The 26,256-nt window shown below is 58.4% G+C and carries 22 protein-coding genes; 5 read left to right on the top strand and 17 right to left on the bottom strand.

The window, feature by feature from the left end; genetic code table 11:
• Window positions 1-227 precede the first annotated feature (227 nt).
• Together JAO85_RS01235 and JAO85_RS25585 are read right to left on the bottom strand one after the other, a co-directional pair.
• On the bottom strand, window positions 228-923 hold the full coding sequence (locus JAO85_RS01235; RefSeq protein ID WP_202787261.1) for an aspartate/glutamate racemase family protein: 696 nt from the start codon (window positions 921-923) through the stop codon (window positions 228-230).
• Window positions 920-1,399 (bottom strand): hypothetical protein, encoded by a 480-nt coding sequence (locus JAO85_RS25585; protein ID WP_255538859.1) that lies wholly within the window; start codon window positions 1,397-1,399, stop codon window positions 920-922. Before JAO85_RS25585 ends, JAO85_RS01235 begins: the two co-directional genes overlap by 4 nt.
• 389 nt (window positions 1,400-1,788) lie before the next feature.
• On the opposite strand from JAO85_RS25585, the gene JAO85_RS01225 reads away from it, so the two are divergent.
• Window positions 1,789-2,667, top strand: a complete 879-nt coding sequence (locus JAO85_RS01225; RefSeq protein ID WP_202787260.1) for a LysR family transcriptional regulator — start codon at window positions 1,789-1,791, stop codon at window positions 2,665-2,667.
• Between the two features lie 1,004 nt (window positions 2,668-3,671).
• Here JAO85_RS01225 and JAO85_RS01220 read toward each other — a convergent pair.
• Complete coding sequence (locus JAO85_RS01220) at window positions 3,672-3,887, bottom strand: hypothetical protein (protein ID WP_034351818.1); 216 nt, start codon at window positions 3,885-3,887, stop codon at window positions 3,672-3,674.
• Between the two features lie 382 nt (window positions 3,888-4,269).
• Between JAO85_RS01220 and JAO85_RS01215 the strand changes: the two genes are divergently transcribed.
• From JAO85_RS01215 to JAO85_RS01205, 3 genes are all read left to right on the top strand, one after another.
• Window positions 4,270-5,424 carry a GGDEF domain-containing protein gene (locus tag JAO85_RS01215; protein ID WP_237734651.1) on the top strand — a complete coding sequence of 385 codons (1,155 nt, stop codon included), beginning with the start codon at window positions 4,270-4,272 and terminating at the stop codon, window positions 5,422-5,424.
• A gap of 557 nt (window positions 5,425-5,981) precedes the next feature.
• On the top strand, window positions 5,982-7,055 hold the full coding sequence (locus JAO85_RS01210; RefSeq protein ID WP_202787259.1) for a linear amide C-N hydrolase: 1,074 nt from the start codon (window positions 5,982-5,984) through the stop codon (window positions 7,053-7,055).
• 403 nt (window positions 7,056-7,458) lie between these two features.
• Window positions 7,459-8,298, top strand: coding sequence for an SDR family NAD(P)-dependent oxidoreductase (locus tag JAO85_RS01205; protein ID WP_202787258.1), 840 nt, complete (start codon window positions 7,459-7,461; stop codon window positions 8,296-8,298).
• A gap of 1,184 nt (window positions 8,299-9,482) precedes the next feature.
• On the opposite strand, the gene JAO85_RS01195 is transcribed toward JAO85_RS01205, so the two are convergent.
• The 5 genes from JAO85_RS01195 to hemN all read right to left on the bottom strand — a co-directional run bounded on the left by JAO85_RS01195 (window position 9,483) and on the right by hemN (window position 16,856).
• Entirely contained in the window at window positions 9,483-10,733 is a 1,251-nt protein-coding gene (locus tag JAO85_RS01195; protein ID WP_202787257.1) for a helix-turn-helix transcriptional regulator, read from the bottom strand.
• A 182-nt stretch (window positions 10,734-10,915) separates the two neighbouring features.
• Window positions 10,916-13,405, bottom strand: coding sequence for a bifunctional diguanylate cyclase/phosphodiesterase (locus JAO85_RS01190; RefSeq protein ID WP_202787256.1), 2,490 nt, complete (start codon window positions 13,403-13,405; stop codon window positions 10,916-10,918).
• Complete coding sequence (locus tag JAO85_RS01185; protein ID WP_370552185.1) at window positions 13,402-14,646, bottom strand: HD-GYP domain-containing protein; 1,245 nt, start codon at window positions 14,644-14,646, stop codon at window positions 13,402-13,404. Before JAO85_RS01185 ends, JAO85_RS01190 begins: the two co-directional genes overlap by 4 nt.
• 110 nt (window positions 14,647-14,756) lie before the next feature.
• A complete protein-coding gene (locus JAO85_RS01180) occupies window positions 14,757-15,470 on the bottom strand; it encodes a sulfite exporter TauE/SafE family protein (RefSeq protein ID WP_034351810.1) in 714 nt (237 codons plus the stop codon).
• A gap of 3 nt (window positions 15,471-15,473) precedes the next feature.
• A complete protein-coding gene (gene hemN, locus JAO85_RS01175; RefSeq protein ID WP_012837929.1) occupies window positions 15,474-16,856 on the bottom strand; it encodes an oxygen-independent coproporphyrinogen III oxidase in 1,383 nt (460 codons plus the stop codon).
• A 268-nt stretch (window positions 16,857-17,124) separates the two neighbouring features.
• Between hemN and fnr the strand changes: the two genes are divergently transcribed.
• Window positions 17,125-17,847, top strand: a complete 723-nt coding sequence (fnr, locus tag JAO85_RS01170) for a fumarate/nitrate reduction transcriptional regulator Fnr (RefSeq protein ID WP_034351808.1) — start codon at window positions 17,125-17,127, stop codon at window positions 17,845-17,847.
• 63 nt (window positions 17,848-17,910) lie between these two features.
• Here the strand turns inward: fnr and JAO85_RS01165 are convergent, their stop codons facing one another.
• The 9 genes from JAO85_RS01165 to JAO85_RS01125 all read right to left on the bottom strand — a co-directional run bounded on the left by JAO85_RS01165 (window position 17,911) and on the right by JAO85_RS01125 (window position 26,154).
• Window positions 17,911-18,174, bottom strand: a complete 264-nt coding sequence (locus JAO85_RS01165) for a hypothetical protein (RefSeq protein ID WP_003063120.1) — start codon at window positions 18,172-18,174, stop codon at window positions 17,911-17,913.
• Window positions 18,175-18,432: 258 nt separating this feature from the next.
• Window positions 18,433-18,738, bottom strand: a complete 306-nt coding sequence (locus tag JAO85_RS01160; protein WP_003063123.1) for a FixH family protein — start codon at window positions 18,736-18,738, stop codon at window positions 18,433-18,435.
• Window positions 18,739-18,864: 126 nt separating this feature from the next.
• Complete coding sequence (ccoG, locus tag JAO85_RS01155; RefSeq protein WP_034351807.1) at window positions 18,865-20,307, bottom strand: cytochrome c oxidase accessory protein CcoG; 1,443 nt, start codon at window positions 20,305-20,307, stop codon at window positions 18,865-18,867.
• An 82-nt stretch (window positions 20,308-20,389) separates the two neighbouring features.
• Window positions 20,390-21,301 (bottom strand): cytochrome-c oxidase, cbb3-type subunit III, encoded by a 912-nt coding sequence (gene ccoP, locus JAO85_RS01150; RefSeq protein ID WP_003063126.1) that lies wholly within the window; start codon window positions 21,299-21,301, stop codon window positions 20,390-20,392.
• A gap of 27 nt (window positions 21,302-21,328) precedes the next feature.
• Complete coding sequence (locus tag JAO85_RS01145; protein ID WP_003063128.1) at window positions 21,329-21,466, bottom strand: CcoQ/FixQ family Cbb3-type cytochrome c oxidase assembly chaperone; 138 nt, start codon at window positions 21,464-21,466, stop codon at window positions 21,329-21,331.
• A 17-nt stretch (window positions 21,467-21,483) separates the two neighbouring features.
• Complete coding sequence (gene ccoO, locus JAO85_RS01140) at window positions 21,484-22,116, bottom strand: cytochrome-c oxidase, cbb3-type subunit II (RefSeq protein WP_003063130.1); 633 nt, start codon at window positions 22,114-22,116, stop codon at window positions 21,484-21,486.
• A gap of 19 nt (window positions 22,117-22,135) precedes the next feature.
• Window positions 22,136-23,572 carry a cytochrome-c oxidase, cbb3-type subunit I gene (gene ccoN / locus JAO85_RS01135; protein WP_034351806.1) on the bottom strand — a complete coding sequence of 479 codons (1,437 nt, stop codon included), beginning with the start codon at window positions 23,570-23,572 and terminating at the stop codon, window positions 22,136-22,138.
• A gap of 63 nt (window positions 23,573-23,635) precedes the next feature.
• The gene (ccoS, locus tag JAO85_RS01130) at window positions 23,636-23,773 is read right to left on the bottom strand and encodes a cbb3-type cytochrome oxidase assembly protein CcoS (RefSeq protein WP_003056328.1); all 138 of its coding nucleotides are present in this window, start codon (window positions 23,771-23,773) and stop codon (window positions 23,636-23,638) included.
• The gene (locus JAO85_RS01125) at window positions 23,773-26,154 is read right to left on the bottom strand and encodes a cation-translocating P-type ATPase (RefSeq protein ID WP_202787500.1); all 2,382 of its coding nucleotides are present in this window, start codon (window positions 26,152-26,154) and stop codon (window positions 23,773-23,775) included. Before JAO85_RS01125 ends, ccoS begins: the two co-directional genes overlap by 1 nt.
• Window positions 26,155-26,256: the final 102 nt, after the last annotated feature.

Genomic DNA, 26,256 nt, shown 5'->3' with positions numbered 1-26,256 from the left:
CCGACGAGCAATGCAGCCAACTTCAGCAGCGCCTCGTAGGCACCAATAGCGACTTGCACAAGTTGGCTGGCAACTTGACCAAGCTTGAAGTCCCCTTGAAGTGAGATGCAATGTACAAGGTGGCATTGCAGACGCCGAACCGGCGTCTGAACGGCTGGGCCGATTGAATCTGTCGCTGTTCGGCCGAGAAGACCGCAGTAACGTTGGTAGCTGGGCCTGAAGTAGGCTCAGCTCGAAAGCACCGCACGAACCAATGCCTCTACGTGGATTTCGACGGTATCAAGGCAGGGAACAGGGCTGTTGCGGTCACCAAGGATCAGCGGCAGTTCAGTGCAGGCGAGTGCTACATGGTCGATACCTTCACGTTGCTGCAAATCCTGAATGATGGCAACGAACTCCTGGCGAGTGCTCTCTTTGACAAGGCCGTGCTCAAGTTCGGCCTCGATCTTGGCCTGGATTTGCGCAATCTGATGCTCACTGGGCACGATAACTTGTATGCCCCGATCTTCAAAAGGTGTCTTGAAGAATGTATTCGTCATGGTGAACACAGTACCCAGCAAACCGACTTTTCGCGCGCCTCGCTCCTGTGCCGCGTTGCAGGTGGCATCAATGGCACTCACTATGGGAACCGGCGACAGCGGGAGTATGCGGTCCAGAACGATGTTGGGCGTATTGCCAGTCAAACCCACCATGTCCGTACCACCGGCGGCCAGGCTGTGAATTGCGTCGAGCACATAGTCGGCAAGCTGCTCAAACTCGCTCTCACGACAAAGGCTGAACACCTTGAAAGCGTTGAGGCTTTCGATGGACAGGCGAGGCAGATTTTCCTTGCCCGTCTGTGCCTGAACGCCGTGAATGATCTTTCGGTAATAGGCCACGGTGGACTCCGGGCCGATGCCACCAATGAGGCCGAGTTTCTTCATTTCGCTGCTCCTTGAGGTAATTCCGGGTGGTTGCCCATGGCGACATTCAGCGAGGCCGCTGAATTGCCTGCTGAAACGGTGCCAGCATGTGTTTCGATGAAGCGCCTTAGCAGCATCAACGGCGTTGGTGTCGGACTAACGCCTTGCAGCATGGCTGCTGGATCCAGACCTTCCGCGCGCAGCACTTGCGCTCTTGCATTGATGCAGGCTGCCATGACTTCCGATGTGAACTCTGGATGAAACTGCACAGACACCGCGGTAGGGCTGTATCGGACTATCTGATGGGGATCGTGAGCTGAGCGAGCCAGTGCCCTGGCTCCATTGGGCAGGCGCAGGATGGTCTGAAGATGTGTGAGATGAGCCTGGAAGCGAGGTGGGCATCCGGCAAGCCGGCTCTGCAACCGCCAGTTGTTCGATTTCCAGACTCCCCATCTCTCTGCCGTCAGGGTGGTAGTCCACTGCTCCTCCCAGTGCATAAGCCATAAGCTGATGCCCATAGCAAACTCCCATGAGAGGCATCCCCTGTGTCACAGCCTGCCCGGTCGCTTCACTCCAGGGATGCTGATCAGTCACCATGGACCACGAGCCCGTGATGATCGCCGCACGGTGCTGTCCGGGCTCGGGCAGAGGCTCTCCTTCATACACCTTCACTATGTCCATGGTTTCGGGCCTGCAGCCGACAGCTGCCAGAAACCACTGGGGAAGATCGCCTGCGATGACCCGAATGTCCTCGGGCGGCGTGCCCGCCTGGATCAGCAGCCAAGATTGAGAGTCCACGAGAAATGTAGGAAGGTGGCAAGACCTCACACTTTAGGGAAACAGATCCATCATGAATACTGAATTCCAATGATGAGAAAATCTCTAAATGAGAAAGATCGATCTGGAATCGTTGGCGTTCTTCAAGTCTGTTGTGGATACCGGTAGTGTCACCCAGGCTGCCAGGCAGATGAACCGCGTGCAGTCCAATGTCACCACGCGCATCCGCAATCTGGAGGAGCGTCTGGGCGTGCAACTCTTTTTGCGGCACGGCAACCGGCTCAAGCTCTCGGCCGAAGGCGAGGTACTGCGCGGCTACGCCGAACGGATATTGCGACTGTCGTCAGAGGCCGAGTCCGCAATGCTGCTTCGGGCGCCGCAGGGTACGCTGCGACTGGGCACACTGGAGAGCACGGCTGCGGCGCGACTGCCTCCGTTTCTATCCAGGTTTCATGAGCGCTACCCGGATGTGCTCATCGAACTGGTTACCGGATCCACATCACGGTTGCTGGACATGGTTCAGCGCTATGAAGTGGATGCAGCGCTGATTTCTGAGCCCTTTACGGCACCGGGACTGGCGACCCAGAAAGCATTCGATGAGGAACTGGTGCTCATCGCCGCACGCTCGGCTACCGGTGTGCTGGATTCGGAACAGTTGTCACGCTGCACAGTGATTGCATTCCCAGCAGGCTGTTCGTACCGTCGAATCCTGGAGGAATGGTTTGCCAGTATCGGAACTGCCCCTCACCGCATTCTGGAGATGGCTTCATACCACGCCATCGTGGCCTGCATTGCAGCCGGTACGGGCGTTGGCATCATGCCGCGCTCCATCTTGAGGGCCGTACATGCCGAACCACAGTTGCAAGTGCTTCCCCTGCCCAGACACTATGCAGAAGTGACCACGCATCTGGTCTGGTTGCCACAGCAGGAGTCAGCCTCCACGGAGGCGTTGAGGCAAATGCTGGCCGCCGAGCGTCCAAAGAGTTGAGCTTAAGCAGCCGCTTCTGGTCGTTTCCGACCAGACACCATGCCGCAGCCGCAACTGCCTGCCCCGAGTCACTCTCGCCTGACCGATGAGCCGCCGATCAAAATCGTCCACAAGCGCCTCTACCAAACTGCTTGCAGCACCTGAAGTCCCACAACAACGCCTAGCCCAAGCTCATCAAAGTGCCGCAGGAAGAACTGAGGCAGGCCAACCACGTCAACTCCTTCGACAAGCCCAATGATTTCCCTACCGAAATCGACTCCAACGCCACAGGCGTGATGATTGCAGTCGATGACTGGGAAATGCCTTTGGTTGAAGGATGCTGGACTTACCCAGTCAATACTAGGCGATGGGAACCTCCTGGAGTGGCTGGGCGACAAGAGCGCGCAGTGCCTAGAGGAAGATTCTTGGAGTGCCAGGTAGGAGATAGCGGCGTTCGCACAGTGGTTATGACTGCTTAATCACGGCGCCAGCCAAGGCCTCCAGAAGTGTCATCCCCGCCTGCCCACAGCGGCATGCTGCCTGGACCTTGATACGCTCCACGCCCCCATTCATAGCGCATATCGCTGCTTCCCATCGTCCGCTGGACACCTTGCTCTGACATGTGTCCGGCATCACGCCCTGGCATCATCGAGCAACCCGCCAGCGTACTGACTACTGCTGCAATTAAAAGTAGAGCTTTCATGACAACTCCTTGAGAAGAAGGAGTCTTCAAGGCTATTCCTGGGGCGTGTGCCCGCTGTAAATTCTTGTTGAACGGCTACTTTGCTTACCTAATTCATACAACAGTCAGTATTGATGCGCTCTGTTTTTTGAAGCTTTGAAGCCATAAAACTTGGCTGTCTACCTGATGTCGAGACTGATCGGCTCTTGCTGGCAGGCTGATGAGCCCTTTGCTCCAGTGAAGGCACTGCGCGACGAATTCGTGTGCCCAGGCACGCATGCCGAGCGGCCGGACGAAAGGGCCGTGCAGTGCCTCGAAGCAAAAGCTTGACCCTGCCATTCACCTACATGTTCTGAGCGCCATAGAAGGCACCATCACCTCCGGTCCAAGGACGTCCATTGTCGTCATGCATCCAGCGATCCCGGTCGCCGCTCATATTCATGCCGCCCATCGTCTGGCTGGAACTCTCGGCAGGCATAGACCCGGAACTACGCCCCGGCATCATTGAGCATCCTGCCAGCATGCTGGCAAGTGCCGCGATTAAAAGTAGCGCTTTCATAGCAACTCCTTAAGAACGTGGAGCATTGCAGGCTAGTCTTGCCGCGCGCGCTGCATGTAAGTTCTTGTTGAACTTCCTGTTTGCCTACCCAATTCGTGCACCGTCCCGGCTCAAGCGGGCTTTTTTTGTTTCTGGATCGCAATGTTCAGGAGCATGATCATTTACCGCAGTGTCGTAGGTCGGCATGTCGAGTTGAAGGCGCCAGGAAACACTTCTACCGATATAGCCTTCCAATGGCTCCGGGTCACCTTGCCGTATGCACCGTTAGCGATCAGTTCGACCCAAGCTTTGTCAGCTCACCCACCGTAATTTTCCGGGGCCGGAATTCGGGCAAACTGTTATTTGCAACAACCAATCGCACTTTGGCGACCATTAACCGGCAATGGCTCACTCCCCTGAAAAAACACGCGGACCACCTTTGTGGGGCCCTAGGTCTTCATCGCCTCTTGCCAATGAAACTCAGCATTTCGAACGCTGGCGCAAGCGCACCTGGCAGTTGCACGCTTCGGTCCTATTGAGCCATCTATATGCCTTCATGCTATTTCTCGGCCACTGCTGGGCAGGCTACGTGCCGTTGCATGCAGTGCTGCTGTATGGGCTCTGGATAGGTGCAGGGATGGCCTTCATCACCTGGGCCTACGCCAGTGGCTGGAGCCAGACTCAGAGTGACCCTGGCTTGTTCTTCTGGCACCAACTGCTCTCGGTTACAGGGGTGCTGGGCTTGCTTGTCGCAGCTCCTCAGGTTGCGTTCCAGGCGCTGGTTATGCTTCTGGTCTTCAGTACCGACGGCTTTCTTGCGCCGCGGCGTACAAGTTTCTGGATGACCTGGAGTTGCACGCTCATTGCAATTGCACTGGCTGTTTACTGGGTAGGGCCACAGATGCGCATGACCACCGACACCCTCATCGGGCAGTTCCTCACTGTCGGCGTCATGCTCGGAGCAGTCATCCGATGCAGCGTGCTGGTCACCTACTTTCGTGGCATGCAATATCGACTCAGTGCGAGCAATGAAAAACTGGCCCTCGCGCTGAAGCAGATTGAAAACTTGGTGCGCAACGATGACTTGACGGGACTGGCAAACCGCCGAGGGGTCATGGATCGACTGCAACAATGTATTCATGCGGCTCAACGCAGAGACGCCCCGTTTTGCATCGCATTGCTTGACATTGATTTCTTCAAACAGGTCAATGACCGTTACGGTCATGAAGGAGGAGATCAAGTGCTTCGGGCCTTTGGACAAATTCTGTCTTCGCAGATTCGTGCAACCGATTGCGCTGGTCGTTACGGCGGAGAGGAATTTCTTCTGGTGCTCTGTGACACACCATTGGCCCAGGCAGGAGTGCTGCTCGAAAGAATTCGCGAAAGCACAGAAGCACTCCCGTGGACACAGTTAGTGCACAAAGATCTGCGAGTGACATGTACGTTGGGTGTGACTCAGTATCGACAGGGAGAAACTGCAGAAGCCCTCATCTCGCGCGCTGATGCTGCTATGTATCGAGGCAAGGCCGCTGGACGCAATCGCGTAGTTCTCGCCTAGTTCAAATCTTTCGCTAACCAAGACCCTGAGCCGTCAGATCACTTCCTGGTGAATGGTCATTCCCGCCCACTGCCCACCGCTATCAAGCACATTGCACTTCTTGATGCGGTCATGGACGCCGAGAGCCTTCACGATCGCAGCTTTCCTTGATACAGGAGGTGCCATTGCCAGGGACAAGCCTTCGCGCCTGACTACCGATCCGATTGAGGCGAAGGGAGGCGAAGGCTGCACTGCTCTTGCATTCTTTCCGAGCAGCGCCAGCATCACCGGCGCCAAGGCCGCGCCCGGAGATAAAACGTGCCATGCGCACAGCCGTTTTCAACATCCACTTGTCGAGCCCTTCCTGCCATGCAGCGGAATTTTGTGCTTGGAAAAGCACATGCACCCGAGGTTCATGAATCGCCACTGCCTTGCTGGACTTGTTGCAAGAGCAGGTACTGAGGCCATTTGAGTGTTTATGGCCTGGCATCTACGTCGCTGGACGTTCGATCAATGTCTCACTACCGATGCATGTGGCATGCTTGGCACCATTCACATTTTTTAACCGTGGAGGCTCAATGAAGATGAATATGCCGTGTATCCGCCCTCGTGTGGCAGCCTTGCTGCTTGGAGTTTCAGGTCTAGCGGCCGTGTCCAGTTCCTGGGCATGCACACGGCTGGTATTTCACGGCGCCAACGGCCACGTGATCACCGCACGATCCATGGACTGGAAGAGTGACATCGTCAGCAACCTCTGGGTACTGCCGCGAGGCATGCAGCGCACTGGCGAAACCGGCCCCAATACTGTGCGCTGGACGTCCAAGTACGGCAGCGTCATCACTTCAGGCTATGACATTTCCACTACCGACGGAGTCAACGAAGCCGGTCTGAATGCCAACCTTCTATGGCTCGTCGAGTCGCAATACCCAGCATTTGGCACCAATAGCAAGCCAGGCTTGTCGATTGCCGCCTGGGCTCAATATGTACTGGACAACTTTGCAACAGTGCAGCAGGCGGTAGCCGCGCTAAGTAAGGAACCATTCACCCTCGTATCCGACACCATGCCCGGTGAAAACCGGCTGACAACCGTACACCTTTCAATCTCCGACGCCAGCGGCGATAGCGCGATCGTGGAATACATCGCAGGCAAGCAAGTCATTCATCATGGTCGCCAATACCAGGTCATGACAAACTCGCCAACCTTCGACCAGCAACTGGCGCTCAATGCATACTGGAAACAGATTGGAGGCACCACAATGCTGCCTGGCACCAACCGTGCAGCAGACCGCTTCGCCCGCGCTTCGTTCTACGTGAACGCAATACCCAAGGATCAAAGCCCGAACAAGGCGCTCGCCAGCGTGTTCAGTGTGATTCGCAATGCCTCTGTTCCTTATGGCCTGAATACGCCGGAGGAGCCCAATATTTCCTCTACACGCTGGCGCACCGTGTTTGATCACGAGCGCAAGCTGTATTTCTTTGAGTCGGCACTGACACCCAACACATTCTGGGTGGACCTGAAGGCACTGGACTTCAGCAAGGAAAAAGGCAAGGTCATGAAGATCGATCTGGGACCGGACCAGAATCACACTTATTCAGGGGATGCCACTGGCCAATTCAAGGCATCCGAGCCGTTTAAATTTCAAGGCATCTGATCATTTCCCAGCTAATGATTCAGCCCTGATACAAACCCGCATCGTGCGGGTTTTTCTTTCTGGAGCGCGATGTTTCAGCCAATGCTGACGGTCCGCCAACCCCGCTTCTGAGTTGCCACAGTCCTACCGCAAAAAGGCGTACCGACCTCATCCACTTGCACTCAGCGCACCCCAAAAGATTCCTGACTGACCAGCAAGCAGGAGCCCTTCAATGGGCGCGTATCCCTAGTCCCATCAGACGATTTCCCTCAACTCCGCCACTTCAAGAATCCGGCTGAAGAGTTGCTCGATCTTCAACGGCTGCATCGTCCTTGATGCGCAGATTGGAGTACAGGAGCATCAAGCCAGACCGAAGAATCTTGATGCGTCTGAATGTTCCGGGTCCCTATCGCAAGGAAGTGGCATGTCGTATACGTTGACTGGTTTTGAAGGCAAAGTGGCCGTGGTCACCGGTGCAGGCCGGATGCGCAGCATCGGTCGCCCCATTGCACTGGCATTGGCGCAGGCGGGTTGTGATGTTGTCCTGACGGGCACGGGCCGCACCCCCGACACCTATCCGGAAGATGAGCGCGAGGCGCATTGGCGAGATATCGAATCGGTGGCGGATGAAATCCGTCAGCTCGGGCGCCGCGCCCTGCCTGTGGTCTCCGATGTCAGCAATCCAGTATCCATAGACGCATTGCTTGCACGTACGGTTGCAGAATGGGGACGTGTGGATTTTCTGATCAACAATGCGGGCGCAGCCCGCGGCGACGACCGCATCCCGATGACGGAGCTATCCATCGATACATGGCATCGGGTGATGAATGTCAACCTGAACGGAACCTTCTATATGTCTCGTGCGTTCGCAAAACAAATGGGGGCACAGGGAGAAGGCGGCGTCATCATCAATATCTCGTCGCTGGCAGCGCAGCTGCTGGCACCCGACACTGGCGCCTACGCCACCACCAAGGTGGCCATCAATGGCCTGACCACCATCATGGCGCGAGAGCTTGGCCCCAAGAAGATTCGCGTGAATGTCGTGGCTCCCGGCATCGTGGAAACAAGTCGTCTGGATGATGTGCCTCGCGGCAAAGTGTGGGACGACATGATCGCCGGCTACATCTCTCTGGGTCGAGCAGGTACCGGCGAAGATATCGCCCACTTGGTCGCATTCCTGTGCAGCGACCAAGGCGAATGGATCACCGGTCAGAACATCTACGTCGACGGCGGCCATCTGCCAACGCCACGACGCCCGACATGAATTAACTGCACTCCAACCGTGAGCCGCATGAGTGGGCTCTGACAAGCCACCTCAACCAACAGACAGGCTCGCCATCGCGCGAGCTTTTGCTTCCTGGAGCACCATGCGCACTGCACCACTAAGCAAGCCCCATACCCTCTGCAGCCGCTTCGCAAGGTACAGAGCGAACCGCCAAGGCCGAATGGCTTGACGCCCAGATTCACGAAGCAAAAAAGATTGCCGCCCGATTCCTTCATGAGCACAGAGAGCCTGGCACAGGTCTCACATCACTCTATCGAGCTTGAATATCACCGACGCGGATGACGACAGGCCCCTGACCTTGATTGTGCTTTGTCGCAGCCAGCCCATGAATTGCTTGCCAATGGGCTCTATATGCAGCCAGGTTCTGCCCCGCTCCAGCAAGTTCCTTGGCTCTCGTCAGGCGCTCAAGCGCATCGCCGCTGATAGCTGCTGATCGAGCCTCACCGTTGGTCCTGTACTCAAACACAACCCTGCGCGGGCTCATTTCATACGTTGCGCCGGCATCCATTCGATCCATACATGCCTCACTGAATTAATCAGCAATAGTTTACCCATAGCTCTCCACTATGTGGATTTTACTTTCTGGAGTCCTGTACTCAACACTCAATCCGGTAAGCGCTGCGGCAGCTGCCATTCATCCATCTCCTCCAGCTTTCAAGAAGGCCAGGGACGAGCACCGCCCTGCAGCCACTGTCCACAGACACCCCGGCCCGTCGCGTGCTTTTCTCATTCGAGGAGCCGAAATGGAAAGCAAGATACCCGACCATGCCGCAAAGCATTGCAAACAACTGCCACCCTGTTCCCCTGCATGCAGCCTGCGCAGGCAACCCAGCCGACAGTGCTCGATGCTCTCGCCTCTGCAGCAAGCGTACTAAGCGACTAACAGAAGACTGCGACCGGCATTCGACAGCTCCAGACGTCGGTGGCGCATCTGCCTTCGCATTCAAAGCTGGTTTCAACCTTGAAGGCAGCGTCTCCGCCGTGATAGTGCCGACCTTTAAGGCATGACCCAGCCAGTGAATGACGACTTCAAGCATCATGACTGCGACTCCAACAAGCATGAGGCGATGACGGATGCAAACCCCAGGCTGACAACCGCTCCCAGCTAGGCACAAGAAACAGCCCGCAATGCGGGCCTTTTTTGCCTGCTTTCCGGGCTGGAATCAATGATTGCCCAGCCAGGCCACACTGTTGAGAAAGAGTCGCACCAGTTCGGTCTGACGACGGACCCCGGTCTTGGAGAAAATGGAGCGCAAATGGGCGCGGGCGGTATTGGGTTTGATACCCAGGGCCTCGGCCGCCTCCTCCAAAGACATGCCGTTGCTCAGATGCGTGGCCACTGCTGTCTCTGCAGGAGTCAGATGGAAAAGCTGCTGCGTGAGCTTGACGGGCGGCTCTGCCTTGCCCGTCGTATCACGCAGAAAAACCGCTACGCTGGGACGCTGCTTGCCTTCGGTCCATTCATCTGGAGAGATGCTTTGCACCACCACGCCCCAGTTGAGTTGACCCGACTGGCGAGTGATGGACATGCCCTCGGTCATGGAGACGCTCTCCAGCCTGGGAGAGAGCAAGGCATCGCGGATCAGACGCTGCAGCCGGCGATTGTCATTGGCATAGACGGCCTCGAGCGCACCGTTGTTGACCCGTATTCCATCGCCCACGTTCAGAATGGTGGTGGCTGCTGGGTTGGCCTCGATCAGCTTCCCCGTCTGATCGAGAATGACCACGCCCATCATCAGCTGCGCAGTGGCACGCCCGTATAGCGAAATGACCTGCCGGTCACGATGCAAATTCAGCTGCATGTTCAACACCCGCTTGAGGTGCGGCACCAACATGCGCACCACGTCCAGATGTGTTGACTCGAATGCTCCCGCCGCCGCAGGCCGCGTGATACGCCAACCATAGGAGCAGCCGTTATCGGTCATGACATCCACGGCCAGAATGTGCTCGATGTTCACCCCCTTGCACCAGTCGGTGTAGTAGCGACAGGAATGCCATTCGGCCTCCGTCATTACATCCGACAGGGTGAGCACCTTGTCCTTGGCGATACCGAGAAACGGGCTCCATTGCGCATAGGGGTCGTAAGGAATGACTTCGGAGCGACCGCTCGATGCAGAAATCACCCAGCCCACATTCTCACCATGAGGGTCGCGCACCACGAGCGAGGCGTAGTTGCCATTGGCACTTGAGCGCAGCAGCTCCAGAAATACCTTCCAGTTCTGCGGGTCCATGGCTGACTCGTACAGTGCAGTAATCAGTTGACTCAGGGCTTCGGTACCGATGACCGAGGCCTGTTCCGGCGAAGAAGCGGCCTCAGTCTCCACGGCATACGGGACGGGAAAGCCGGTGACGGCCTGAAGAGCATCCGAGCGATAGTTGTAGAAATCAAAAGTTGCGTAATCGCTTTTGGGCATTTGCTGTCTCAAAAAATCCGGCCCATCAAATAGCGCACAGTTACTCAACTCTGCGCGCGCTCTTCATTGATGCACGCACCCGGAAGTCGGCCCAAGAAATGCCTTGATTTTGCTGAGTCCCCACAAACTGCGCATCGTCAAATCAGACGATAGGAAACCTAGCAAAAAAGCATGTCCTCCAACTATTGCAGACCTGCAATATGAATGCCACTGGCATCGTCATCCGACGAATACGGCTGAACTCTCGGCTCCTGCTCGGATGCACCCAGTTCCAAGCGCTTTCGAAATTGCTCCGCAGGCAAGGCTGGCGAGCACAGATAGCCCTGAAAGTAGTCACCCTGTAACTGCTCAATTGCCTGGCATTGCTCCTGCGTTTCCACGCCTTCTGCCACAAGTTCCACGCCCAATGCCTGCCCCATGCTGATGATGGCGCCCACAATGGCCTTGTCTCCCGCATCGTGCGGCAGGCCGCGCACAAAACTCTGGTCGATCTTGATCTTGGAGATCGGCAGTTTTTTCAGATAAGCCAAGCTCGAATAGCCGGTACCGAAGTCGTCAATGACCAGGCCCACACCCAGTTCTGCGATCTGATGCACGCGCAAAGCCATTTCCTGCGCCTCCTGCAGCAAAATGCTCTCGGTCAGTTCCAGCTCCAGCCACTGTGCCGGCAAGCCGCTGGCTTCCAGCACGTATTTGAGGCGGTCCACAAAGTCCGGCTGCCTGAACTCCAGCGCGGAGACATTCACCGATACCTTGGCGGGCATGCCCATAGCCAGCCAGCGCGCCGCCTCTTGTACTGATTGCTCCAGCACCCAGGCATCCAACGCAACCACATAGCCGGACTCCTCCGCCAAGGGAATGAAGGCTGCGGGAGAGATCACCCCCAGTTCGGGGTCCGTCCATCGAAGCAAAGCCTCTGCCGCCACGATGCGACCCGAACGGATATGTACCTGTGGCTGAAAGTGCACGGCCATATGCCCCTTGTCCAGCGCCTGGCGCATGGCATGCTCCAGCTTCATGCGCGAGAGCAGACCCGCACTCATTTGCGGCTGGTAGAAACTGAAATTGCCGCGTCCACGCTCCTTGACACGATACATGGCGATATCGGCCTGACGAATCAGCTCGTCCAGCGTCAAACCATCCGCCGGAAATTGCGCAGCCCCAATGCTGCACTGAACGGAAAAGCCCAGACCGTCAAGCATGAAGGGCTGGCGCATTTCGTCCAGAATACGGGCGGCCACGGCCGAAGCCCCTTCCCCCGTGCAATCATGCAGATAGAGAACAAATTCGTCCCCGCCCTGACGGCACAGCACATCGGCAGGGCGCAGCAGTCCGCTCAGCCGCTGAGCAACCAGCTTGAGCACACGGTCGCCGAAGTCATGGCCCAGTGAATCGTTGATGATCTTGAAACGATCCAGATCCAGAAACAGAATGCTGAAGGGCTGCTGTGTGAAGCGCGCCGCCGTGATGGCGGCTTGCACGTGACGGCTCAGACTCAGGCGATTGGGCAGCCCTGTCAACGCATCACTGTAAGCCAGCTGTTCAATCTGCTTTTGGGCACTGCGCTGCATGGTCATGTCGCGCATAAAGCCAATGCTTTGTACCAGACGCCCATATCCGTCACGCAATGCCACCCAGGACAGCCAGACCGCGCAGCGCTGACCTTCACTCTGCTTGAGCCAAAGATTGCCCTCCCAGAAGCTGCCCACATCCCAGCGCGCAGCGGCCAGCTCCAGCAGGTCGGACACAGGCCCTCCCTCGGACTCGAACAGAGTCCAGGCAGCGAGCCCCAGCACCGCCTTGCCATGCAGCAACTGCCCGCCAGCCGGGTTGACCTGAACGATGACACCATTGGCATCGGCAATGAAGATACCGTCCAGGCTGGACTCGAACACTCTTGCAGCCAGACGCAGTTCTGTCGCCGAGCTGGATTCCACCGTGATGTCTCGATAGGAGTAGATACGCCCTATCGCCACACCGCGGCTGAGCTGAGGCACGGAGCGGCGCTCCAGAACCCTGCCACTGAGCAGCTGCAGTACCTCCGAGGTTTCAGGAGCCGACAGGTCCTGCGCATCCTGCAGAAGAGTGAACTGACTCTCGCTGCTGATGGTCTGCGCTTCCAAATGGGCAAAGACGGCCGCATCATCTCGCTGCACGAGCAGTGGTTCGGGTAGTTGCCACAGCTCCGCGAAACGGTGATTGAATGCACGAATGCCGCCGCGCAGATCACAGACCAGCATGCCATCTGCAGCGGACTCAAGCGTCGCCCGCAACTCTGCAAGCAGCATGTCCAGTTCGCTCTCGTGCCGCAACTGCTCGCTGCGGTCGAGCATGGTAAGCATCAACCAGCGTGGATTCAGGGCGATGGAGCCCACCCCCATCTCCACAGCTGTCAATGAACCATTGGCTGTACAGATTTCTGTGAGAAATTTCGCCCCACCCACCCAGTTTGAGGCATCCTGCCAGAACGCCTTTTGCACCAGGGAGGCGCACAGCACATCGACATACTGCTCCTGCGCCTGCTCGGGCGTGTAGCCCGTGAGCTGCATACTGGCGGCATTGGCATGCACGACACGCAATGTCTGCGCATCCAGCAGCCAGACCGCCTCCTGCAAACCATCGAGCATGGAGGCAAGCAGAGGGTCAATCAGAAAACTCTGCTGCAAAGTCACGCGAGGTCTTTCTCGGCAGCAGGTGCTGCAGAACTGTCAAAAAAGTAGCAAAGACGCCTTTGCGGCTGTAAAGCTTCTAACGCATTTCGAGAAAGCTGATTTCGCGTCAAGCCCCGGCGAATACCCAAACCCACATATTCAAGCAAATCTACGAAGCGCAGCTTCTGCGGCGCCTGCGTGTCATAGGTCAGCACCTTCGGCTTGAGCGACTGGCTGGTGTTGACAGACACCACCACGCCCATCCGCCCATCGCTTAGTTCCACCAAAGAGCCCGGCGGATAGACCCCCAAGGTCTGCACGAATGCCTTGAGCACATCGGGCGCATATCGCTGGCGATACTGTCCATACAGTGCAGCCATGGCTTCATGAGGCGTCATTTCGTTGCCTTGCAATGGCAGATTGCACAAGCGCTCAAAATTATTGACCAGCGCCAGGATCTGTCCGGCAATGTCCATATCTTCGGCCAGCAAGCCAAGTGGAAAGCCTGACCCATCGGCCCATTCATGATGCTGGGCGATGGCCGTCGTGACGGAAGGAGGATAGCCCATGGATAGAGCCAATGCCACCGACTCTCCGACATGACGCGCATACACGGTCTCTCGCAGAGGCGTGCGGCCCGTGCCTTGATTCAGTGCATTGGCCGATGCGGAAATTTCAAGCCCCGGCTTGCCGATGTCATGCAACAGGGCTGCCGTGCCCAGATCCTTCAATACGTCATCGCACAGGCCCAGCGTCTTACCCAGCAGCAGGCCCAGCACGGAGACGTTGACACCATGAACGCCAAAGGTGGCGCCCCCCGTATCCGCGAGCAGATGCAAACTCAGATCACGAGCCTGCGCCAGTTTGACGACTTGCTGTGCAACCAGCATATCCGTCGTTGTCCTCGCCTTCTCGGGGTTGGCTGGCAACAAGGCCTGCACATCATCAAATACGGAAACCGCGCCCAGAAACCTGGACTGCACGCCCAAAATACTGTTGCGCCATGCATGCGCATCGTTCTCGGGGGGGGCAGGAGCGGGTTGAGGGTCTGCAGCCGGAGGCGCTGCCGCAGCTTCCAGATCACTTCTCGATAGATCGACCTGGACTGCCTTGAGCTTCAGGGTCCTGAGTGTCTGCAACTGCTCGTCATTGACAATCTTGAAGCTGCTGACGGGAAACGGATGGCGCAACCAGCCGGTCTCCAGATGGACATACATGCCGATACGCAGTTGTCCGATATCAATAGCAACGAAACGATTCACTTTGAGCGCTACACACAAGATAAGACATTATTCCGCAGTTCCATGACTGCTCAAGCATGACTAGGGTCTGTTGGGATGCAAACAGCATCAACAATCCCCTCTTGTGTGACTTATCGGCACCAAAGGCTGGGTTTGTAGACCAGGTCCATCCACAAAGCCCAACTCGCAACGCCAATCAGCATCAGACCTGCAACTCTGGTGCCCCACCTGGCCCGCAATGCATTGACATGCGACTGTCCCAGTTGCCACAGCCAGGGACCCGCCAGCAGCCACAGTGCACCACCAACAGCAAAGGCGGCCATGGACAAAGCACCTTGCCAGGCGCCGCCACTCAAGGCCGCCACCAACACCGCCGAATACAGCAAACCACAAGGCATCAGTGCCCAGGCAAAGCCTGCTGCCAGACTGCCGCCTGGCGCGGTGACCCAGGGCTGAACCCTGGCCCAGACGGAACGCCCCGCCCGCTCCAGCCAGGCTGGCTGCCGCGCCTGCACCACCATGGCCAGTCCCCAGGCCATGACCGCCACATGCATCAGCGTCCAAAGTCTCTGCAATGCCGTTGTCTGACTGGTCAGCCAGGCCAGACTTTCCATGGCCACGGCCGCGATCCCGCCCAGCAGGGCATAGGCAGCGATGCGCCCCAGATGAAACAGGCTGGTACGCAGCCATTGGCGTTTTTGCAGGCCGAGCACGACAACTGGCTGCCCGCCGCCGACAGGCTTCGCTGCTGTGACCACGCTGCAGGGGGCAGCGCACATCACAAGACAATGGGGCCCACCCACGAGCCCCATGATCAAAGCAGTCCAGACCAGCGAAAACAACATGCGCTAGATGATGCGCGAAAAGCGGGCGCGGTTCCGGTCGGCCTGCAAATATCGGTCAAACAGCATGGCTACTCCGCGCACAAAAAACCAGCCCAGGCCAGTGACCTTGAAGCCCTCGGCGGACAGCTCGACCAAGCCGTTGCGCTGCATCTCTGCCAGCGCATCCAGCTCCGCAGCGAAGTACTCGCGGAAATTGATAAGCCAGGCCTGCTCCATGGGCTCATACAGGACGGAACCCTGGCACATGATGGACATGATGACGGCTCTGCGCACCAGATCGTCACGTGAAAGCGCCAGTCCGCGCTGCACGGGCAGCATGCCGCCATCGACGGCATCGTAATACTCTTCAAGAGTCTTGACGTTCTGGCTGTAGGTCGCGCCCACCTTGCCGATAGCCGATACGCCCAGTGCAATCAGGTCGCAATCAGGCTGGGTGCTGTAGCCCTGAAAGTTGCGATGCAGGCGCCCCTGGCGCTTGGCAATGGCCAAAGAGTCGTCAGGCAGCGCAAAGTGGTCCATGCCTACATAGACATAGCCGCCATCCATGAATGCATCAATTGCGCCGGAGAGCATGTTCAGCTTGTCCTGTCCCATGGGCAGGTCTGCCGATTCGATGCGCCTTTGCGGCTTGAAGCGCTCGGGCAGATGCGCATAGGCATACAGTGCAATGCGATCGGGGCGCAGCTCATTGACCTGTGCCAGCGTGCGCGCGAAAGACTCGGGCGTCTGCCTGGGCAGCCCGTAGATCAGGTCCACATTGATGGAGACAAAGCCCAGGCGGCGCGCCTCGGCCACCAGCGCAAATACTTGCTCGGCGGGCTGCTCGCGGTGCACCGCTTTCTGCACCGCGGGATCAAAGTCCTGCACGCCAAAGCTCAGGCGATTGAACCCCATGTCCTTGAGAGCTCTCAGCCGCTCGTTGCTGACGGTGCGCGGATCGACCTCGATGGAGTACTCGCCCGCGGGATCCAGCTTGAAATGTTCACGCATCAAGACCATCAGCTGCTGCAACTCGGCATCGCTGAAAAAGGTCGGTGTGCCTCCGCCCAGATGCAGCTGGCTTACGAGCTGGCCTTTGCCGCAATGCTCGGTATGCATGGCCAGCTCGCGGCTCAAGTAGTCCAGATACTCGGCAGCCTTCTCATGATGCTTGGTCACGATCTTGTTGCAGGCGCAGTAATAGCAAAGCGACTCACAGAACGGCACATGCACATAAACGGACAGGGGCAAAGCGCGCGAGCCAGAATGCGTCTTGCGCTGCTTGAGTGCCAGTATGTAGTCGTCTGCACCAAAAGCCTCAACAAAACGGTCGGCTGTTGGGAACGATGTGTAGCGTGGGCCGGGGATATCAAAGCGGCTCAGCAACTCAGGCGTGACTGCGGTCATAACTGGGAGTTAGGGTGCGCCCACACTCTGTATAGAGCAGATTTCAATGGAAATCAGATCCTGAAAATCATGCCCAAAATAGGCAAAAGCGCATGTTTTTGAACGAATACAGGCAATGTGCCCCAAGGCAATCACCCTGTCCTTGATGAAAATCAAGAGACCTCAAGGCAAGTGCTGCGACAATTTGATCCATCTCATCTTCAACCACGAGGTCAATGACCAGCGCGACTCTCCACTCCGTGTCTGTCTGCGCCGTTGCAAAAAGCCCATGAATCTTCAGACCATCAAAGCATCCTGCTCCAACTGCAATCTGCGTGAACTGTGCATGCCCATGGGCCTGGACGATGAACAAATGGAGCGCATTGACGAGATTGTGGCCACGCGCCGCAAGGTCAAGCGCGGCGGGCTGCTGTTTCGCAATGGCGAAGAGTTCACCTCTCTGTATGCCATTCGAACCGGCTTCTTCAAGACCAGCGTGGCCACCGAAGACGGACGCGATCAGGTCACAGGCTTTCAGATGGCTGGCGAAATCATTGGTCTGGACGGCATCGTCAACGACCACCACACTTGTGATGCCGTGGCCCTGGAAGACGCCGAGGTTTGCGTCATGCCGTTTGACAAACTGGAGCAGCTCTCGCGCGAGGTCACTGCCCTGCAGAACCATGTGCACAAGGTCATGAGCCGCGAAATCGTGCGCGAGCATGGCGTGATGCTGCTGCTGGGCAGCATGCGTGCCGAAGAGCGCCTGGCGGCCTTTGTGTTGAACCTGGTCCAGCGCCTGTCGGCACGCGGCTTTTCCAAGTCGGAACTGGTGCTGCGCATGACGCGCGAAGAAATCGGCAGTTACCTGGGCCTCAAGCTCGAGACCGTGAGCCGCACTTTCTCCAAATTTGCAGAGGAAGGCATTGTGGAAGTCAAGCAGCGCCACCTGCGCATCCTGGATACCGAGGCGCTCAAACGAATCGTCAACAGCCAGCAATGCCAGAACTGAACCGAGTCGACAGACACTCTCAAGACAAAGCCCGCGGACAGCGGGCTTTTTTGTCTGCGCGAATTAATCGGGCAGAGGCTCGGAAACGATGCCGCCATTGAGATCGCTGACGGAGCGACCCAGCATCACCGTCATCGCACCTCCGATCAGGGTCACGACCCAGAAGGCAAAAAAAGCGACCGTATAGATGGCCTGGCGCGACCAGTCCAGGGGGGAGCCCAGCCAGTGCACATCCAGCGGGTCCACAAAAGCGAAAACCACCATCTCCATGATTGCCGCCGCCAGAAAGGCCGGCCAGACAATCCACATCCAGCGTCGAGCATCCATCCTGATTCTCCTTGGGCTGTGGGCTTGGTCATATTTTGCACAACAGTGGTGACCGTTCATGCAGGACTGCGGGCATGCACCGTGGCGGGAAACCCTGAACCACTCTCTTTTCAGTAGCATCCTGCGCCATCTGGATATCAAAAAACCATTTACTTCTATATCAACGTTAGGCGGAGCATACGCAACACGCTCTGATTTTGATATCGGGCAACAAAAAAGGCCGCAAAAGCGACCTTGGCGGAGCAAGCGCCGGAGCGCTCAGCGATCCAGCGGATGGTCCTTGGCTGGCGTGGCCGCATGATTGCGGCCGGTGACTGCTGGGGCCAGGCTTTTTTCACTTTCGCTCAGGCGCTGGTTGATTTCCATGCCATGGCGGTAGTAGTCAGGGTCAATCACGGGATCGGGCCTGCTCAGTGCGATGTATGCGGTGACAAAGCCGGCAATCACCACGATCACCGGGCCGGCGATGATGAGCCAGACATGGGCAAACTTCCACCAGGGCTTGCCGTCCTCGGGGTGGATGATCTTGGCCGTTTGCGAGACCTTGGCTTGTGCTGCCGACATGATGAAACCTCTTTCCAAAATTCTGACCACCCAGGCACACACGGCAGGGTGGCATAAATTGTTGCCGATTGGCGGTGCCCTTGTCCGGCCTCCGTGATGGCTCACGAAGACCGTCAAGACCTGGCATTAACGCGGCACCAGGAACACCGTCTTCTCGGAAATACGCCCTGCTCCGGCAGTCACTGCATCCACATTGAAGTGTACGGGGTGCGAGCCTGGAGTTGCTGAGCCATACGGAATCTGCAGCCGCACCGCAATGCCGCGCGTCTCTGCAGGGCCAACGCTCACTTCCTGCTCGGATGCGACTTCCAGATTCTCCAGGCCCACGGCGCTGATACGGTAGCGCTGCTCGGACTCGGTGGCGTTCATGATCTGCAGACGGTAGACGTTCTCCAGCTTGCCACCCGCCACGATGCGCGAAAGCGCAGCACGGTCGCGAATCACATCGACCTTGAGCGGCTCGCGCAGCACCAGACTGGCGATCATGGCGGCGCTGAGGGCCACCAGCACGGCCGAGTAGATCAGCACACGCGGGCGGAAAATGCGGCGAATCACCTGCACCTGCTTCCAGGCCTTGGCCACGGCATTCTGAGTGGTCAATCGGATCAGGCCACGCGGATACTCCATCTTGTCCATCACGGAGTTGCAGGCATCGATGCACAGACCGCAGCCGATGCATTCGTACTGCAACCCTTTGCGGATATCGATGCCCACGGGGCAGACCTGAACGCAAAGCTTGCAATCTATGCAGTCCCCCAGGCCCTGTGCCTTGTAGTCGACGTCTTTCTTGCGCGGGCCGCGAGCTTCACCACGTTCGGCGTCGTAGCTGACGATCATGGTGTCCTTGTCGAACATGGCACTCTGAAAGCGTGCATAGGGACACATGTACTTGCAGACCTGCTCGCGCATATAGCCGGCGTTGCCGTAGGTGGCGAAGCCGTAGAACGCCACCCAGAAAATCTGCCAACTGCCCTGGAAGGCCATCAACTCCACACCCAACTCACGGATGGGCACGAAGTAGCCGACAAAGGTGAAACCTGTCCAAAGAGACAGAGCGATCCAGAGAAACTGCTTGAGCGATTTTTTCCAGATCTTCTCCAAAGTCCAGCCGCTCTTGTCGATACGCATGCGGGCACTGCGATCGCCTTCGACCTTGCTTTCGATCCACATGAAGATCTCGGTGTAGACCGTCTGCGGACAGGAGAAGCCACACCACAGACGCCCGGCTACGGCGGTAAACAGGAACAGCCCCAGTGCGCTGATGATCAGCAGCCCCGTCAGATAGATGAAGTCCTGCGGGTACAGCACCAGTCCGAACAGATAGAAGCGCCGGGCCCCCAAATCGAACAGCACCATCTGGCGCTCGCCCCACTGCAGCCAGGGCAGGCCGTAGAAGACGATCTGGGTCAGAAACACCATGGCCCAGCGCCACCGTGAGAACACGCCGCTAATAGAGCGTGAGTACACTTTTTGCTCGGAAGCGAACATAGGCACCAACTCAGGCCCGCCCTCATGAGGCTCAGGCGTGATCGGTATGACTTTTCGGGGCTTCCCCTGATCGCACGGCATCGCAGTTCCTTAATATTTTTGTAATTACTGAAAATTGAAACGCGAAAAAGGCGGTGCCAGGGCACCGCCTTTTAAAAACGCATTACTTCTGGTTTTGCGTATTCGAAAGACTCCAGACATAGGAAGCCAGCACGGCAATTTGCGCCTCCGTCAACTTCTCTTTCTGGGCAGGCATCTCATTGTGCTTGCCGTTGTTGACGATGTTGACGATTGCCGCCTCACCCCAGCCATGCAGCCAGATGTCATCGGTCAGGTTAGGAGCTCCCAGCGCGGGGTTGCCCTTGCCGTCCATGCCGTGACAAGCCGCACAGGCCACGAATTTGGACTTGCCCTGCGAAGCCTTGACGGCATCGTGAGGGCTGCCCGACAGGCTCAGCACATAGTGCGCCACATTGCGCACATCCTCCGCCGAGCCCACGGCTGCCGCCATGGGCGGCATCATGCCGATACGGCCGTTGGTGATGGTCTCCCTGATCTTCTCGGGAGATCCGCCATGCAACCAGTCGCCGTCCGCCAGATTCGGGAAGGACTTGCTGCCGCGAGCGTCAGAGCCGTGGCATTGCGCACAGTTGTTCATGAACAGACGCTCGCCAATGGCCATGGCCTGAGGGTCCTTGGCCATTTCTTCGGTGGGCATGCTGGTGAACTTGGCATACAGAGGCTCCAGGTCCGCCTTGGCCTTGGCCATTTCCTTGTCGTAGGCGCCGGTCTGGCTCCAGTCCAGCTTGCCGCCGAAGCCGCCCAGACCTGGGTAGACCACAAGATAGCCCAGGCTGAAAACCACGGTGATCACGAACAGACCCATCCACCACTTGGGCATGGGGTTGTTGAGTTCACGCAGGTCTTCGTCCCAGACATGGCCTGTGGTGTTGTCGCCCGAGGGAACGACCTTCTTGCGGGCCACCAGAATCAGCAGCAGCAAGCAGCCAAAGATGCCGATCAGCGTAATCGCCGCGACATACACCGACCAGAAATTGTTAATGAAATCGCTCATGGGATGTTCTCGTTGTGGTGATCAGACTCAGTCTTCCAGGAATGGAACCTGAGCTGCCTCGTCAAAACGGGCCTGGTTGCGGCGGGCATACGCCCACCACCAGATGCCCACGAAACACGCCAGCGATGCCAGCGTGGCCACGATACGCATGGTGGTGATATCCATTTCCAGCCCTTTCTCTCTTACTTGACGGCGCGACCAAGGACCTGCAGATAGGCAATCACTGCCTCCATCTCTGTCTTGTCCTTGACCTCGGCCTGAGCACCGGCGATTTCCGCATCGGTGTACGGCACGCCCACCTTGCGCAGCGCGCTCATGCGCGTTGCCACGGCCGTGTCATCCACCTTGTTGGCTTCCAGCCAGGGGTAAGCAGGCATGTTGGACTCGGGCACCACGTCACGCGGGTTGTTCAGGTGGATGCGATGCCATTCGTCGCTGTACTTGCCGCCCACGCGATGCAGGTCGGGGCCGGTACGCTTGGAGCCCCACTGGAAGGGGTGGTCGTAGACGAACTCGCCAGCCACCGAGTAGTGACCGTAGCGCATGGTCTCGGCGCGGAAGGGACGGATCATCTGCGAGTGGCAGTTGTAGCAACCCTCGCGCAGATAGACGTCGCGCCCCATCAGCTGCAACGGCGTGTAGGGCTTGAGACCCGCCACGGCTTCGGTCGTGGACTTCTGGAAGAACAGCGGCACGATTTCCACCAGGCCGCCAATGGTCAGCACGAACAGCGTCAGCGCGATCAGCAAAAAGTTGCTGGTCTCGATCTTCTCGTGCGAAAAGCTCTTGGGAGCTGCGTTATTTTGATCAGACATTGCTTTTGCTCCTCAATGCTCAGGCGTGAGCCACCACGGCAGGCACTGCCACCTTGACGGAACGGCCGGCCATTGCGGTCTTCCAGGTGTTCCATGCCATCACCAGCATGCCGCCCAGATACAGCAGACCGCCAGTCACGCGAATCACATAGAAGGGATAGGTCGCCTTCACGCTTTCCACGAAGGTGTAGGTCAGCGTGCCGTCGGGGTTGACAGCGCGCCACATCAGGCCCTGCATCACACCGGCAATCCACATTGCGGCGATGTACAGCACGATGCCGATGGTCGCCATCCAGAAGTGCAGCTCGATCGCGGGCACGGAGTGCATCTTCTCGCGGCCGAACAGACGGGGGATCAGGTAGTACAGAGAGCCCATGGTGATCAGACCTACCCAGCCCAGAGCGCCGGAGTGCACGTGGCCCACGGTCCAATCGGTGTAGTGGCTCAGCGCGTTCACGGTCTTGATGGCCATCATCGGGCCTTCGAAGGTGGACATGCCGTAGAACGACAGGGACACGATCAGGAAACGCAGGATGGGATCGTCGCGCAGCTTGTGCCAGGCACCCGACAGCGTCATGATGCCGTTGATCATGCCGCCCCAGCTGGGAGCCAGCAGGATCAGCGAGAACACCATGCCCACGGACTGGGTCCAGTCAGGCAAAGCGGTGTAGTGCAGGTGGTGAGGACCCGCCCACATGTACGTGAAGATCAGCGCCCAGAAGTGCACGATCGACAGGCGATACGAATACACGGGACGGCCCGCCTGCTTGGGGATGAAGTAATACATCATGCCCAGGAAGCCGGCGGTCAGGAAGAAGCCCACGGCGTTGTGCCCGTACCACCACTGAACCATCGCGTCCTGCACGCCGGCGTAAGCCGAGTAGCTCTTCATCCAGCCGGCGGGGATGGAAATATTGTTGACGATGTGCAGCAGGGCCACGGCCAGAATGAAAGCACCGAAGAACCAGTTGGCCACATAGATGTGCTTGACCTTGCGGATACCGATAGTGCCGAAGAACACGATGGCATAGGACACCCAGGTCACCGCAATCAGCAAGTCCAGAGGCCATTCCAGCTCGGCGTATTCCTTGCCCTGGGTGTAACCCAGAGGCAGGCTGATGGCAGCGCCGACGATAACCAGTTGCCAGGCCCAGAAAGTCAGGCTGGCCAGCTTGGGCATGAACAGCTTGGTCTGGCAGGTGCGTTGCACCACGTAGTAGCTGGTCGCGAACAGCGCCGAGCCACCAAAAGCGAAGATCACGGCATTGGTATGCAGCGGACGCAGACGTCCGTAGCTCAGCCATGGAATGCCGAAGTTGAGTTCCGGCCAGGCCAGCTGGGACGCGATAAACACGCCCACCGCCATACCTACCACCCCCCATACCACGGCCATGATAGAGAACTGTCTTACGACGGTGTCGTCGTAATAGACAGCATTGTTATTTGTTGCTTCCATCGGGCACCTCTTAGATATCTTGCAAAGTGTTCATTGGTTTCTGGTCGGACTCGTTGAGCCACATCAATCGTCGCGAAGAATGCGCTCGCCTTCTTGTTCCACGCTCTCGAACTGGCCCCGGTACACGGCCCACCACAGGGCAGCCACAATGGCCATGACCAGAACAACCGACAGCGGAATCAATACATACAAAATGTCCATCAATGGCCTCCTTGAGTCAGTGGCATGACGGTGCCCCGCGGCGCAAGGTGCGCGGGGGCGGACGCGTTGCTATCGGCTGCCTGCAGCGGCAACGCACGTGCAAGACGGGCTGCGTTGGCGACGACCAGCAAGGAGCTCAGCGCCATGCCGAGCCCTGCCAGCCAGGCAGGCATCCAGCCCACGAGGGCCAGAGGAATAGAGATCGCGTTATAGGCTGCTGCCCAGCCCAGGTTCTGGCGCACCACGGACAGGGTCCGTCGGGCCAGCAACAGGCTTTGCAACACTAACTCCAGGCTGTCTCCCAGTACCACGAAGTCTGCTCGCGATTGTGCCAGCGGCACTGCTTTACCAAAAGCAAAAGAGACATGCGCTCCGGCTAAAACTGGGCCGTCATTCAGGCCGTCGCCCACCATGGCAACCTTATGCCCTGCAGCCTGTGCCGCCTGCATGGCGGCCAGCTTGTCCTGCGGTTTGCAGTCGCCCTGCGCCTGCTCTATGCCCAGCTTGGCGGCCACGGTTTGCACCGCTGCAGAGCGGTCACCCGAGAGCAGTTGCACCGTCACGCCTTGCTGCCTGAGGTCGGCAATGACCTGGGCCGCTTCGGGGCGCACGTCCTCGCTCAAATGGAACTGCGCCAGGGGCAGCCAGCCACCTTGCGATTCCTCGGCCAGCACCACGCTCTGCCCTGGCTCATGCGGTGCCAACTCGGGTACGCCGCAATGCGCGGCCGAGCCCAGACGAAGATGGCGGCGCAAGGCGGTATTGCTGCGCGCCTGCACCCAGACATCGAGGCCGCTGCCAGCGATTTCCTGGACGGAATCCAGCAGCCATGCACTGGCAGGCAATTCGGCCACCTCGGCCGCCTGCGCCAGTGCCTTGGAAGCAGGATGCATGGACTGGCGCGCCAGCAAGGCGGCCAGCGCCAGCAGCTCATCAGTGTTCTGACCTTCAGCAGGTGTCAGCGCGCGCAGCACCAGGCCGTCGCGCGTCAGCGTTCCGGTCTTGTCGAACACCAGCGTATCCACGGCGGCCAGCGCCTCCAGCCCCTGCAGATTGCGCACCAGCACGCCGCTGCGCGCCAGGGTGCCGGCCGCCGTCAGCATGGCCACGGGCGTGGCCAGCGAAAGCGCACAGGGACAGGTGACGATGAGCACGGCCACGGCCACCATCATGGCCTTGCCCGGGTCGGCGGGCCACCACCAGATGGCGGCAGCCAGCGCCGCCAGCAGCACCACGACGAGAAAAGGCCGGGCCACCTTGTCGGCCAACTGGGCCAGTGTTGGCTTTTGCAGCGAAGCGCTTTCCATCAGATTCACGATCTGCGCAAAGCGGGTGCCCTCACCCACGCTGTCCACTCTCACCTCGACAACACTGTCCAGGTTGTAGCTGCCGGCGGTGACTGCATCGCCTTGTGCGCGCAAAACAGGCGTGGACTCGCCAGTCAGAAGCGCCTCATCGGCATGGGTGGTGCCGCGCAGAATCCGGCCGTCTGCGGGGAAAGCCTCGCCCGTGAGCACACGCACCACATCACCCACACGCAGACGGCGCGTGGCCACACGCTCGAACTCTCCCGAGTCCGGCTGCTCACGCAGCACCGAATCCGGCAGCCGGTTCATCACTGCTTCCAATGCACCGGCCGTGCGGTCGCGCAGGCGCAGCTCCAGCCAGCGCCCCGTGAGCAGGAAGAAGACAAACATGGTCAGCGAGTCGAAGAAGACTTCCTGACCGAAAGGACCGGAGGGATCAAAAGTGCCCAGCGTGCTGATGACAAAGGTGATCAACATGCCCAGGGCCACGGGCAGGTCCATGCTCACGCGGCGCTGGGTGATGTCCTTGAGCGCGCTCTTGAAGAACGGGCCGCAACAAAACAGCACCACGGGCAGAGAAATCACCCAGGATGCCCAGCGCAGCAAGGTCTCCATCTCCAGCGACAGGTCGCCGGGCCGCGCCGTGTAGGCTGGCCATGCATACATCATCACCTGCATCATGCACAGGCCGGCCACCAGCCAGCGCCACAGGGCACGGCGCGTTTCGGCCTGGCGCAGCTCGCGCGCAAACGCGTCGCGCGCGGGCAGGGCGCGATAGCCGGCACGCGACACGGCCTCCATCCATTGCGATGGAAGCACCTGGGCAGGACGCCACTCGACACGGGCTCGGCGCGTTGCGGCACTGACTTCGGCTGCCTGCACTCCGGGGACAGCCCGAAGCGCCTCCTCGATGGTCAGCGCACATGCAGCACAGTGCATGCCCTCCAGAACCACAAAGGAATCCCACACCGGGGACTCGGTTGCGTTCTCGGAGATTGGGGCCTTGGAGCTCTGGCCGGCGGGGCGACCAAACGAGCTCCATTCTTGCGGATCGTCCAGCAGATGACTGTGCATCTGGGACAAGTTCAGGAAACCGGTGTCAGCAACAGCATGCTCTGCCGCGGAAGGCTGGACAGTAGTGTGTTGGGACATGTTTCAAGCGTAACGACGCCAGAT

Source organism: Comamonas sp. NyZ500 (genome assembly GCF_016772095.1).
In the GTDB taxonomy this organism is placed as follows: domain Bacteria; phylum Pseudomonadota; class Gammaproteobacteria; order Burkholderiales; family Burkholderiaceae_C; genus Comamonas; species Comamonas thiooxydans.
This window is presented reverse-complemented; position numbering and strand designations above follow the sequence as displayed.

Bases quoted from the DNA above. Each gene is read 5' to 3' on its own strand.
- JAO85_RS01235 (WP_202787261.1), bottom strand. From the start codon at position 923: ATGAAGAAACTCGGCCTCATTGGTGGCATCGGCCCGGAGTCCACCGTG.
- JAO85_RS25585 (WP_255538859.1), bottom strand. From the start codon at position 1,399: ATGCACTGGGAGGAGCAGTGGACTACCACCCTGACGGCAGAGAGATGG.
- JAO85_RS01225 (WP_202787260.1), top strand. From the start codon at position 1,789: ATGAGAAAGATCGATCTGGAATCGTTGGCGTTCTTCAAGTCTGTTGTG.
- JAO85_RS01220 (WP_034351818.1), bottom strand. From the start codon at position 3,887: ATGAAAGCGCTACTTTTAATCGCGGCACTTGCCAGCATGCTGGCAGGA.
- JAO85_RS01215 (WP_237734651.1), top strand. From the start codon at position 4,270: ATGGCTCACTCCCCTGAAAAAACACGCGGACCACCTTTGTGGGGCCCT.
- JAO85_RS01210 (WP_202787259.1), top strand. From the start codon at position 5,982: ATGAAGATGAATATGCCGTGTATCCGCCCTCGTGTGGCAGCCTTGCTG.
- JAO85_RS01205 (WP_202787258.1), top strand. From the start codon at position 7,459: ATGTCGTATACGTTGACTGGTTTTGAAGGCAAAGTGGCCGTGGTCACC.
- JAO85_RS01195 (WP_202787257.1), bottom strand. From the start codon at position 10,733: ATGCCCAAAAGCGATTACGCAACTTTTGATTTCTACAACTATCGCTCG.
- JAO85_RS01180 (WP_034351810.1), bottom strand. From the start codon at position 15,470: ATGTTGTTTTCGCTGGTCTGGACTGCTTTGATCATGGGGCTCGTGGGT.
- hemN (WP_012837929.1), bottom strand. From the start codon at position 16,856: ATGACCGCAGTCACGCCTGAGTTGCTGAGCCGCTTTGATATCCCCGGC.
- fnr (WP_034351808.1), top strand. From the start codon at position 17,125: ATGAATCTTCAGACCATCAAAGCATCCTGCTCCAACTGCAATCTGCGT.
- JAO85_RS01165 (WP_003063120.1), bottom strand. From the start codon at position 18,174: ATGGATGCTCGACGCTGGATGTGGATTGTCTGGCCGGCCTTTCTGGCG.
- JAO85_RS01160 (WP_003063123.1), bottom strand. From the start codon at position 18,738: ATGTCGGCAGCACAAGCCAAGGTCTCGCAAACGGCCAAGATCATCCAC.
- ccoG (WP_034351807.1), bottom strand. From the start codon at position 20,307: ATGCCGTGCGATCAGGGGAAGCCCCGAAAAGTCATACCGATCACGCCT.
- ccoP (WP_003063126.1), bottom strand. From the start codon at position 21,301: ATGAGCGATTTCATTAACAATTTCTGGTCGGTGTATGTCGCGGCGATT.
- JAO85_RS01145 (WP_003063128.1), bottom strand. From the start codon at position 21,466: ATGGATATCACCACCATGCGTATCGTGGCCACGCTGGCATCGCTGGCG.
- ccoO (WP_003063130.1), bottom strand. From the start codon at position 22,116: ATGTCTGATCAAAATAACGCAGCTCCCAAGAGCTTTTCGCACGAGAAG.
- ccoN (WP_034351806.1), bottom strand. From the start codon at position 23,572: ATGGAAGCAACAAATAACAATGCTGTCTATTACGACGACACCGTCGTA.
- ccoS (WP_003056328.1), bottom strand. From the start codon at position 23,773: ATGGACATTTTGTATGTATTGATTCCGCTGTCGGTTGTTCTGGTCATG.
- JAO85_RS01125 (WP_202787500.1), bottom strand. From the start codon at position 26,154: ATGCACAGTCATCTGCTGGACGATCCGCAAGAATGGAGCTCGTTTGGT.